Annotated in this window: 5 protein-coding genes and 1 pseudogene; 4 read left to right on the plus strand and 2 right to left on the minus strand. The window is 35.8% G+C overall.

What is annotated here, in order from left to right:
• Nucleotides 1-44: 44 nt before the first annotated feature.
• Nucleotides 45-5,591: a beta strand repeat-containing protein gene (locus QWY90_RS01580; protein WP_290284065.1), complete on the minus strand. Its 5,547-nt coding sequence runs from the start codon at nucleotides 5,589-5,591 to the stop codon at nucleotides 45-47.
• Nucleotides 5,592-5,937: 346 nt separating this feature from the next.
• A complete protein-coding gene (locus QWY90_RS01585; protein ID WP_290284066.1) occupies nucleotides 5,938-6,726 on the minus strand; it encodes a hypothetical protein in 789 nt (262 codons plus the stop codon).
• Nucleotides 6,727-7,138: 412 nt separating this feature from the next.
• On the opposite strand from QWY90_RS01585, the gene QWY90_RS01590 reads away from it, so the two are divergent.
• From QWY90_RS01590 to QWY90_RS01605, 4 genes and pseudogenes are all read left to right on the plus strand, one after another.
• Nucleotides 7,139-7,996, plus strand: a complete 858-nt coding sequence (locus tag QWY90_RS01590) for a hypothetical protein (RefSeq protein ID WP_290284067.1) — start codon at nucleotides 7,139-7,141, stop codon at nucleotides 7,994-7,996.
• Between the two features lie 203 nt (nucleotides 7,997-8,199).
• Nucleotides 8,200-8,853 (plus strand): hypothetical protein, encoded by a 654-nt coding sequence (locus tag QWY90_RS01595; RefSeq protein WP_290284068.1) that lies wholly within the window; start codon nucleotides 8,200-8,202, stop codon nucleotides 8,851-8,853.
• Between the two features lie 332 nt (nucleotides 8,854-9,185).
• On the plus strand, nucleotides 9,186-11,657 hold the full coding sequence (locus tag QWY90_RS01600) for a beta strand repeat-containing protein (RefSeq protein WP_290284069.1): 2,472 nt from the start codon (nucleotides 9,186-9,188) through the stop codon (nucleotides 11,655-11,657).
• Nucleotides 11,658-11,676: 19 nt separating this feature from the next.
• Nucleotides 11,677-13,366 (plus strand): annotated as a pseudogene (locus QWY90_RS01605) (DUF8693 domain-containing protein); the annotation flags it as partial.

Genomic DNA, 13,366 nt, shown 5'->3' on the forward strand with positions numbered 1-13,366 from the left:
GTATTTTCAAACGGCAATGCTTTTGCTTGTACAGAAAAGATTGATTATTGATTAGTGAAGTTAATGGTTTGCCCATCACTTAGTACTTTTCCATCTAATGTAGCATCAACACCAGCAGTTGCGCCAGTCATATAGGCAATTAAAGTTTGTGAAAAGATACCAGAAGAATTAGTTAAATCTAACCAAATTCGGCTTCTATTTGAATCTGTAGTCTTAAAAAATTGATTGCTAGGATTTGATACTCTCATAGCATTGGTAAAATTTAAAGCTGTAGATGTTGCTTTGGCAATAAAACCTTGACCGATTTGAATAATACCATTTGGCACTAAGGCAAGAGGATCACCTGGACTAGCACCTGTTCCTGCACCACCAGCTAAGGTATAAGTTGCATAAGAAGCCGTGGTAGCATTGTTTGTTTTTCTCCAAAAATACAATGCTTCTGTTAATCCATTTGCTGTAATAAAATCGTCTGCATTAATTTTAGATGGATAAGGATTTCCTACTGCATTATAGGTTGCATTGTCAACAGTTAAAGCAATATCACCATTATTTGGGACTCCGGTAAATGTACCTGTCCAAATGGTTGGAGTTACTGGATGTGTGTTTGGAGTCCGAATTAAATAACCTGTTGCAGTATCAAAATTGGTTGTGGACGGTGAAGCAACGACAGTATATAAATCGGTTATTGGACTGTAAGTATAAAAACGAGTAGCTAGTGTAGCTGGAGAGAAAGCCTGTAATTGTTGTCCCGCAACTGGAGACGACCATAGTGTATAATCTAGACGCATTAAAGGATTAGTATCTCTTTCCACATTTATTGCTCCCGTATTGGTAGCGGTTGTGTTTTGAAGCAAAGTGGCATTGTTTTTTAAAGTAAGTGTACTTCCAGAATCTACCGCTACAATTCCGTTTAGAGTTATGGTATCTCCACTTTGAAGAATTACTATTGCACTGTTTGTTACGGTTAAATTACAAGCAGTTAAACTTCCTGAGCTTGTATAATTTCCTGTAAAAAAAGCAGATGTATTGCTATTTGGCAAACCGGCACTCCATGAAGTTCCATCCCATGTTGTAGAGAGAATACTTACACTTACAGTGGCAGAAGGTATTGAGGTACAAACTCCGCTGGAAATAATGGCTCTATAATAAGTAGTTACGGTTAAATTCCCTGTAGAAATTCCGGTTAATGGGGAAGAAGTCGCTCCAGAAATATCTGTAAAAGAGATTCCATCCAAAGACGATTGCCATTGAATAGTTCCAACGCTACCTGTAATACTAATATCTGACGGACTAGTACCTGCACAGATTATTTGATTTGAAGAAACACTGCCCGCAATAGGAAGTGGCGAAACGATGTAAGAACTGGATGTTGCTGAACCATCACTAGTTGTAACCGAAATAGTTCCGGCTGTTAACCCAGCTGGTGTAGTAACTATAATTGTTGTAGGGGATAAAGATGTTATGGTTCCAAGGACACCATTAAAACTAACAGAAACCGAACCATTATTTAAATTAAAACCCGATATAGTAACTGCTGTTCCACCAGAAAAACATAAAGTCGAAGGCGTAAATCCAGTTATAACTGGCACTAAATTAAACTCATCTGCACCAATATCTGGCGTAGTTACATTACGAACATCACCATCATAATCAGTGGTAAATCCGGCAATCGTTGTAGCGCCAGCATTTATAAGATTTGCTATTGAACTATTTACATGAAGGAATACTGAAGAAGAACCCGAAGTACTTATGAAAGTAGTGTTTTCTGAAACTGACAAACCATCTCTAGTTGCCATTCTGATTTTAAAATTAGCCAGAGTAGCATCAGTATTTGTACCATCAGTATAAATTGTAGTTCCGAAGAACGAATTGTTATTTGATGCAGCTGCATAGGAAGTTAAAGTAGTCGAAGATCTTCTGTAGGCTGCTGATAATCCGCCACCATTTGCGACTGAATTATTGATAAAAATATTATTTCTTAAAGTTGTTGTTACTGCAGTATTTACAAAAATAGCACTCGAACCAAAAACGGCACCACTACTTGTGGCATTTAATAAAATGGTATTGTAGTATACATTTGCGGTAGTTCCAAGTGAAATGTTTATTCCAACTATTGGGTTAGAAGCATTGGCCAAAGTAGCTTTTAAATCTCCGATAAGATTGTTATAAATAGTAGTTGTACTAGCCGCACCTGAACTTAAAACACCAGTTACAGTAGGACTTGTTGCAGTACTTGAAATATTGTACAATTTATTTTTAAAGATAGAGGTAGTTCCAATTGCTCCTTTATTAATTCCGATAACAATAGGATTGGTTCCTCCGGTACTAGTGATATCATTTACAGTATTACCAGAAATAGTTACAGTTGTTCCAGTTCCGATACTGATTCCATAAATGGAAGAGCCACCTGAGCCAGTTAATGTTGCCACCGAGTTGTTGGTAATTGTTTTTGTTCCTGTGGAAGTATTTTGGAAAATACCATAAACAGTACTTGTTCCACTTGTATTTGCATTTAAATTAGAAATGGTATTATTAGATAAAGATTCAGTTACTGAAGCACCAGCGCTATAAATACCATAAAGGACTCCGGTTGTATCTCTATTAAAGCCAGTAACAGTATTTCCACTCGCACTTAAAGCAGTAGCTGCTCCCCAATTTATCCCAATTAATGTACCGTTGGAATTAAATAACGAAATGTTTCGAACAATATTTGTATTGATATTAATAGTATTAGAAGAAGCTGTTGAAGCATTTAAAATCCCAATTAAATTTCCTGTTGAAGCTGTCAACGAAACGTTAGAAATAGTATTGTTATTTAAATTACTGGCGGAAGCAGCAGTTGGTAAACCTTGGAAATAGATTCCGGTGAAATTCCCTATGAATGTACTACCAGAATAAGTTGTGGTACCAGTTCCTAGTGCATTTTCATAACCAATTGTATTTCCGGTAATTTGAATGTTGTTTCCAAAAGTAGCATTGGCAAAATAAATTCCAAAAGCGGTTCCATTTGCAGTAAATGTTTGCGTAGCCGATTGATAGATTTTGTTATTGGTAATATTCCAATCTGTATTACCCGTTACTGCATAAATGGCTGCTGTTCCAGATGTTAAAAAATAATCATATAAGTTGCAATTTGTAATAGTTATGCCGCTATTAGCTATAGCTGAGGAAGCTGTTGATCCGTTTCCGTATATCAAGCGAGAAGGTAAATTGGAACCTGCTGGACCAATGTTACAATTTGAAATAATGTTATTGTCATTTCCTGTGGTTACACCAGTTGCAAAATAAACAACACCACCAGTTGTTGCCAAAGGAGCTGAAATAGAACCTAATAAGGTGCAATTTGTGATTGTATTATTTGTAGCATCACCAGTAAAAAGTAGGGTAGCAGTTCCTGCAGTAGCTGAAACCGTTGTATTAGATACGGTTAATGATATTCCGGGAATATTTAATCCATCAATAGTTACATTATCGGCACCATTTAAACGAATTAATGAATTGCCAGCAATTGTATTACCAGTGATTGTTCGGGTACCATTTGGTATAATGGTTAAACTAGTCCACAAACCGGCATTTAAAGTAGCTTGAAAATTTCCTTCATTAGTATCACCATTAACGGTGATGTTGATAGTAGCACCAGTTTGTGCTCCGGCATTAAGCGCGACAAAAGCACTTCCTAATGAAGTATAAAAACCGTTTCCTACTAGAGCGCCACTAACAATAATAGGGCTAGTGATTAATGAACCTTCTATTTCATAAGCACCTAAGTCTGGGTTTGTTCCCGTTCCTAAATAACCAGGATTCCCTTGTCTTACAGTTCCTAAATAATCATCTGCTATGCCTACTATTGCAAATCCTTTGCTTTCTATATAGGTTGGTGAACTATTGTCGGGTTTAAGAAAATCAGCACTTATTCCAGCTGTACTTAAAAAAATCACATTTTCTGTTACAGAATTAATTTCTCTTGTATTCACTCTTGTTTGAAAAGCGGCTAAAGTTTGACTGCTATTTGTATTGTCAAAATATATTAAATTTGAAACACCAGGTGTTCCTGCATAAAATAAATTAGCATTAGAAGTGATGTCATAGTTTGTCAAAACGGTATTGTTTCTATAATAGGCAGCCGTTCTACCAGTTCCTCTAGCGGTCGAAATATTGGTGAAAACATTATTTTTCAAAATCAGCTTGCCGGTAGTTGCTGTTGCATTTGTTGTATGATAAAGTGCTTCAGTTCCAAAATTAGTACCTGTTGAAGCTGCGTTTAAGTAAACGGTATTATAAGAAACTGTATAGGTTGAATTTGCTACACCTGAGTTAACCGAAATTCCTCTGATAGCATGAGTATTTGATACAGATGGTGCTTTTAAATCGCCAATAATGTTATTAAAAGCACTAACAGCAGTTGCTCCTGTAAATACAATTCCGTTTACTGCACCACCAGTACTTGCGCCATTTTGAGCTAGGTTATAAATTTTATTTTTGGATACATTTACAGTTGTACCACCACTAATTAGTATTCCGTTCTGCGTTGGACTTGTAGTTCCAGTTGTTGTGAAACCATTAATATTATTTCCTCTAACATTTTGGGTTCCTGTACCACCAGAAATCTGAATTCCGGTTAAAGTAGCAGAAACCGCAGTTGACGATAAAGTATTTATAGTATTATTATTTATGGTAACGGTTACACTTGGATTTGCACTTATTAAAGCTATTACATTTCCACCAGTTCCTGTTGAAGATAAACTAGTAATAGTATTTGAAGTTATAGAAAATGAACTAGCGTTTCCGGTAGTTCCAACGTTCATTCCGGTAATTGCTGCTTGACCAGCTAAATTTGAAATAGTATTATTAGTAACAGATGAAGTAAGTCCAAAACCATTTAATACCATTCCTGTTATAGCACCAGTTCCTGCTGACCAATTATTAAAAGTATTCCCATTTATTGTTTTTGCTGTTAACCCTAAATCACGCTGATTCCAACCTGATATAATAGTTGTTCCTAAAACTGTAATATTGGAGAAATTATTTGAAGTATTGGTAATTGTAGCTGATGCATTAGATGTTGCAGCACTTACAAAGACAGTAACAGTTCCGCCTATGCTACTTTTACTATAAGTTCCAACAATAGCATTTGAGGAAATGGTTTGTGTTCCCAAAGCTGGCAAAGCAACATTATTAGAAATAAAAGTGACATTCCCAGTAGTAGCAACATTTAAATTAGTAAAAGTGTTAGTATTGATGTTTTGGGAACGTGTTGCAAAACTATTGAAAATGTAATTGTGAGATGAACTTCCGGCAACCGAATGCGTAATTCCTCGAATATCATTTCCTTGAATTGTTAAAGCAGTTGCATTGGTTCCGCTAGAATTTAAAATTCCATAAAAAGCCCCAGTTGATGCGACAGTATAGGATAATAATCCAGCAGTTGCATCTCCTAATTTATTATTATTAATTGTAATTGTTGTGCTAACAGCACCTGCATTTAAAATACCCGAAACGGAGGAAGCTGTTGATGTTACTTTTAAATTTCTTAACGTATTATTTGATATAGACAAAGTACCAGCAGCTATTCCATTATAAATCCCACGCAATACATTTGTACCACTTAAGCTAGTATCATTTATAGTATTGTTATCTATTGTAACTGCAGAACCAATTCCACCACCATTATAAATACTATAAAAAAATGAAGCAGCTGTACCAAAAACAGCACATTTTAAAATGGCATTGTTGGTTATAGAAATTGATCCAGTAGCATTATTAAAAATTCCATAAAAATTACAAACTCCGGTAGTAGTTGTACCAGAAGTTCCATAGCAATAGAATTTGATATAGAACTACTTCCTATACTATTGTTGCTAGTCGTAAAATTACCCAATGCCCCAGAACTGTATATGGCAACCATTGAAAATCCGTTAGTTGCTCCACCACCAGTAGTTATTCCGCCAATATTATTGTTTGTATAGCAGAAGTTGTACCTGCAGAAGAAACATAAATTCCATCAATTCTTGAAGAAGTGGTAGCCGATGAAGTAATAACAATAGCATTAGCTACAGAAGTATTTCCAATTGTATTACCCGTTGTAGTTCCCACATTTGCCGCACCACTTGTAACCGCTATACCACTAAAAATACCAGGCGAACCAGCATTTCCGTTACTTGTTGTGAAATTTATCCCTGAAATAGTATTGCCTTGTATAGATGATACAGTAGTATTTGCAGCCAATTCAATTCCTCTAAAAGCAGTTGTGAAACTACCATTATATATAGTGTTTCCTGTTCCGGATGCATTTGCAAAACCAATAATATTATTAGTAATTGTATAATTCCCAGCACTAGCAGTACTAATTCTAATGGCTCTACATACTAAACCATTGGCAGCAGTCGTTCTTGTGGCAGTTTGAAAAAATTTATTATTTGAAATTATCCAGGCAGCACTATTTGAGGCTAGTAAAATTCCTGCTGATGACACGGTACTATTAAAATAATCTTGAACAGAACAGCTCATGATACTATTACCACTATTATCAATAGCAACAGAGGTTCCTGCTGAATAATTAGCGTTAGTTGGCAGGTTTGCTCCGGCTGCTGTTATCGTACAATTAGTTACTGTATTAGAATCATTACCTGTAGTTGTTCCTGTGGAAAAAAATACGGTTCCAGAACTTGCCGTTGCTTCTGACAGGTTCAGAAGCACGGCAAGTTCTGGAACCGTATTTTTTTCCACAGGAACAACTACAGTAATGATTCTAATACAGTAACTAATTGTACGATAACAGCAGCCGGAGCAAACCTGCCAACTAACGCTATTTATTCAGCAGGAACCTCTGTTGCTATTGATAATAGTGGTAATAGTATCATGAGCTGTTCTGTTCAAGATTATTTTAATAGTACCGTGTCATCAGCAGGAATTTTACTAGCCTCAAATAGTGCTGCCTGGATAATTTCAAATAATAAATTTTTCAAACTGCCACAAGAACGACTGCTGCCATTGTTTAGTATGTAGAGCCATTAGAATTAGTACTGCTAGTGCTGGGAATTATACAATTACTAATAATATTATTGGTTTTGCAAATGCATCCGGAACAGGAAACACTATATATAATGGTAGTTTCACAACTGCTTTTAGAGGAATTGAATTGGCTGCAAATACTACTGTATCATCTATACAAGGCAATACTATTTCAGGGATAAATTTCACAACAAGTAACGGAAATGCTGGTTCGCCTGGTATTTTTAGTGGTATAGCGGTTACAAGTGGTGCGGCAAATGTGGGAACTACAACGGGTAATACAATTGGAAATACTTCTGTAGCTAATGCTATTGTTATTACTTCATCGGCTACCACTTCTTCAAGAATTGATGGAATTTATGTTTCTTCTGCAGGTACAACTTCTGCTATACAAAACAATAATATTGGCGGAATAACTACTGGTGGTGGAGCAACTAACGGATTTTCAATGGTTGCCATATACAGTTCTGGGGCATTGGGTAATTTTACGACTAGCAACAATAGTATAGGAAGTAGTTCTATATCAAATTCTATTGCTATGGGAACTTCTGGTACAACTACTACCGGAGTTTGTAATTTTTATGGAATTTTTAATAATGCTACTGGATCAATTTCTATAACCAACAATGCCATTTTAAAATGTGCTGTTTTTGGTACAGCTGCTTCATTTTTTTATAGTATTTATAATGGTGGTGGAATTGGTTCTGCAGTTACAATAGATAACAATACTATAAATGATACTAGCTTAAGTGGTACAAATGTATTGCGTGGGATTTATAATGGAATAGCTGCTGGTACTTTGTCTATATCAAATAATACGTTAAGAAATTTAAAAGTAACATCAACAGCTTCCTCCGTTTCGGGTATTTTAAATGCAGGTGCTGTTAGCACAACAATTACAATTAATAATAATAAATTAGGAGATGCAACTGCTGGATTATTATCCTATACTGTCGCATCAACTGGGCTTTTTATGGAATTTTAAATTCTAGCGGAACCAATGCAACTGCTTTAACAATTCAAGGAAATGATATTCGAGGAATTACGCATTCGGTTGCCGGAAGTTCATCTCACAATTACATTTTCAATAGTTTTGCAACACGTTCCCAAAACATCAATACTAACACTTTTACTAATTTAAATGTTGCTACTACTGGGAATGTCACTTTTATTTCTAATAATGTTGCTTTGCCAGCTTTGGGAACACAAACCATTTCCTCAAATGCTATTGTTGGAACTTATAGTAAAAGTAGCATAGGCGGAACTGTTACTGTCTTTGTAAGTGCTGCAACATCTAATGCATCAGCTACAATTACCAATACTTCAAATAATTTCTCCAATATTACAGTTTTAGGAACAACTATTATATCAGGTTGGAATCAGCGTGATTTAGGGTTAACAGCAAAAACAATAAATGGGAATACTTTTAATAATTGGTCAGCAGGAACTGGTGCTATAACAGGAATGGTATTAAATGGTTTTGGACTTACTTCATCTGTTACTAATAATACTATTTCAAATTTAGCTGGTCAAGCAGCAATTACCGGAATGAACGTTGGAACTACCGGAAACGCTAGTTCATTTTCTATAACTTCAAATACTATTACTAGTTTATCTTCAACAGGAACTGGTGGAAATGTAATAGCTTTAATAAGTGCAAATCCAAGTGTAACCGTTACCATAAATAATAATACTATAAATACTTTATCGTCAACTGCGGTTTCTGCTACTTTAACCGAATTCAGATTTCTGGTGGTACAGGAACCCAAAATGTTAGAGGAAATAATATTAATGGTTTCACAACAACTGGAACTACAAGTCCAACGCAGAACGGAATACTAATTAGTGGTGGTACAACTGTAAATGTATCCAAAAATAAAATTTATAACCTAGCTCAAAATGGCGCAAGTACTGGTGGTGCAGTAAACGGAATTGTATTTACAGGAGCAACTGCTGTTAGTGCTTTTAATAACATTATTGGCGATTTAAAAGCACCATCTGTATCAAATACTCATGCTATCAGAGGAATTTCGGTTAACTCAGGTGTAGCAAATTCAACCTATACAGTTTCTTATAATACCGTTTACTTAAACGCAGCTTCAACAGGTACTAATTTTGGAACTGAAGCACTTTATCATACAACAAATGCAACAGCAACTACCGGCAAGCTGATTTTGAAAAATAATGTTTTCACCAATATTTCGACCGCTAGAGGAACTGGTAGAACGGCTGCCTATTATAGAAACAATACCGTTTTGACAAACTATGACATCACTTCTAATGCTAATTTATTTTATGCAGGAACACCTGGTGTTTCAAATTTAATATATTTTGACAATACAAATAGCAGTCAAACTTTAGCCGCTTTTCAAACAAGAGTGAATACAAGAGAAATTAATTCTGTAACAGAAAATGTGATTTTTTTAAGTACAGCTGGAATAAGTGCTGATTTTCTTAAACCCGACAATAGTTCACCAACCTATATAGAAAGCAAAGGATTTGCAATAGTAGGCATAGCAGATGATTATTTAGGAACTGTAAGACAAGGGAATCCTGGTTATTTAGGAACGGGAACAAACCCAGACTTAGGTGCTTATGAAATAGAAGGTTCATTAATCACTAGCCCTATTATTGTTAGTGGCGCTCTAGTAGGAAACGGTTTTTATACTTCATTAGGAAGTGCTTTTGTCGCGCTTAATGCCGGAGCACAAACTGGTGCTACTATCAACATCACCGTTAATGGTGATACTAATGAAGGAAATTTTCAAGCTACTTTAAATGCCGGTTTGTGGACTAGTTTAACCATTATACCAAATGGTACCCGAACAATCACTGGTAATACAATTGCTGGCAATTCATTAATTCGTTTAAATGGTGCCGATAATGTAACTATTGATGGATTAAATATTCCCGGAATATCATTAACCGTATCTAATACAACGGTTTCAGCTACTGCAGGAACTGCTACCCTACTTTTTACTGGTGATGCTACAAATAATACAATCACAAATTGCACCTTATTAGGTTCTATTTCAGCTCCTTTGGCAACAACTGGTGGTGTTGTTTATTTTGCAACTGGTGTAACCACAGGAAATGACAATAACATTATTTCAAATTGTAACATTGGTCCAGCAGGTTCCAATTTACCTTCTCGCTTGATATACGGAAACGGATCAACAGCTTCCTCAGCTATAGCTAATAGCGGCATAACTATTACAAATTGCAACTTATATGATTATTTTTTAACATCTGGAACAGCAGCCATTTATGCAGTAACGGGTAATACAGATTGGAATATTACCAATAACAAAATCTATCAATCGGCTACGCAAACATTTACTGCAAATGGAACCGCTTTTGGAATTTATTTTGCCAATGCTACTTTTGGAAACAACATTCAAATTACCGGAAATACAATTGGTTATGAAAATGCACTAGGAACTGGTACCACAACTTATTCTGGTAGTACATTCATAGGGAATTTCACCGGAATCTATTTCCAAGGTTTACCAACTGCTGCTTCCGCCAGTAATTTAAATAACAATACTATTTCTAACGTTTCGTTGACAGCTTCAACAGGAAATTTAATTGGGATTTTAAATGCTTCAACAGCTTCTTCTAATACTATTAATATCAATACAAATATTGTTCGAAACATTTCGTTATTTAATTCCAACGGTACATTAATTGGGATAAATTGGGGAGCAGCTACTGCTTTAAGTGCGAGTGGAAATACTGTTACTGGCTTTAATAGAGATACAACCGGAGTCCTTTATGGTATTTATAGCGCTGGTGCTTCAGTAACTGAATCTTTATCTAATAATACCATTTCTAATTTAAATGCAAATACAAGTGGAACAAGTACTGTTTATGGTATTTTCCAAAATACTTCCACAGGAACAAAAACAATTACCAACAACTCGGTGGCAACATTAACTGGCTCAGGTGGCTCTTCCATTTATGGAATCAGTATCGGAACTGGAACAACTGTAACTATTTCTGGTAATACTGTAAATGATATCACTAGTACCGGAGGAACCAATCCTATTGTTATCGGAATTAATAAAGGAGCAATTGGAACTACCTCTATCTTTAAAAATAAATTGTACAATATTTCAAGTACTGCAACAAGTCCTACTGTAACTGGTGTTTTAAGTTCAGGTGCGGCTAGTACAACTACTATTTATAACAATCTTATCGGAGATTTAAAAGCTACTTTGGCCAATGCTTCTAACCCAATAGTTGGAATAAACATTTCACTTGGAACTACCGCAAATGTATACTACAATACCATTTTATTAAATGCCACAAGTAGTGGTGCCGTTTTTGGTTCGAGTGCTATTTTTGTAAATACTGCAGTAACAACAACTTTAAGAAATAATATTTTTATCAATAATTCAGTCGCAAATGGTGGCGGATTATCAGCAGCCTACAGAAGATCTTCGACTACTTTAACTTCCTATGCAGCTGCATCAAATAACAATTCGTTCTTCGGAACTACAATTTATACTGATGGTACAAATACTGATGCTACTCTGGCTAATTTTAAAATCAGAATGGCAACTAGAGATGGTTTTGTCAGTTTCAGAAAACACTACTTTCATAAGTACTTCGGGTTCTTCTTCAGTATTCCTTCATGTAAATAGTTCAATAGCAAATCTTATAATGCTGGCGCTACAACGATTTGCCGGATTTACCACTGATTATGATGGTGATGTTCGTAATGTAACTACGCCAGATATTGGTGCAGATGAGTTTAATTTAGTGCCAGTTATAACTGGATTTACGCCTTCGACTTTATGTTTTTCTGGTGGAACAGCAGTTACTATATCGGGTTTTAATTTAAATAATGGTTCGGTTTCTGTTAGTTTTAATGGTGTCCTTGGAACCATAACATCTTTATCCCCTACAACAATTATAGTTACTACACCAGCTGGGTTAACAGCCGGAACTATTTCGGTTACAACTAGTGATGGTTCAGCAACATCCAGTTCTTACATCGTTTCGCCACTTCCTATTGCGGGCAGTGTTTCTTCAAATCAAATAATCTGTGCAGGTACTAGTCCGTCAGATATTAGTATTACAGGTAGCGTTGGAACTATTCAATGGCAATCGTCTTTGGATGGAATCTCTTTTACAGATATTTCTGGAGCGACTTCTTCCCCATTAACCGGAATTTCTACAGGGAATTTAACCGTAACTACTTATTATAGAGCCATTATTTCCAGCGGAGTTTGTACCTCAATACCTTCTGCCACTGTAAGTGTAAGTATTCTCTCTACAACATGGGATGGAACTTCATGGAGTGCCGGTTTGCCAAATAGCAATACATCTGCTTTTTTTACAGGAAATTATACAAGCTCAGGAAGTTTAACTGCTTGTAATTTAACCGTAACAAACAGTGCAATAGTAATTCTTCAAAGTGGAGATACCATAACTCTAAACGGAATTGTAGCGGTAGATTCTGGAAGTACACTTACTTTAAAAAACAATGCCACTTTGCTTCAAAACACAACCGCTACCAATACGGGAGCAATAAATGTGGAAAGAGATACTAATCCTTTAATGCGTCTAGATTATACACTATGGTCGTCTCCAGTTGCGGGACAACAATTACAGGCTTTCTCTCCAGCTACACTAGCTACTCGTTTTTATACTTACAGTCCAATAACCGATTTATATACTGTCGTTGCTTCACCGTCCACAACCAATTTTGATACTGCAACAGGTTATTTAATTCGGACTCCAAACACACATCCAGTAACTCCAACCATTTGGACAGGTACATTTACCGGAGTCCCAAATAATGGTGATATTGCTTTAACTGTTGACAATGCAACCTATAATGCAGTAGGAAATCCTTATCCATCTAAAATTAATGCAGACGATTTTATTACAGCAAATGGATTAACAGAAGCATTGTATTTTTGGAGAAAAACAAACAATGCTACCACGGCTTCTTATGCAACTTATACCTTAGCTGGTGGTGCAGGAACAGGTGCTAGTCCAGGTGATCCTCTTGCCTTAGTGCCAAATGGTATTATTCAAATCGGTCAAGGTTTTATTGCCAAAGCAACATCTACAGCTTTAAATTTTACCAATGCTATGAGAGTATCAAATCCTAGCAATCAATTTTTTAAGACTACAGATTCAATAGAAGCCGAATTTGGTTAGATTTAACTAATTCTTCTGGTATCTTTTCACAAACTTTAATTGCCTATATGACTGGCGCAACTGCTGGTGTTGATGCTACATTAGATGGAAAAGTACTAAGTGATGGGCAAACTTCATTAACTTCACTAATCAATAATCAATCTTTTTCTGTACAAGCAAAAGCATTGCCGTTTGAAAATAC

It is taken from the genome of Flavobacterium paronense, assembly GCF_030409795.1.
Lineage (GTDB): Bacteria > Bacteroidota > Bacteroidia > Flavobacteriales > Flavobacteriaceae > Flavobacterium > Flavobacterium paronense.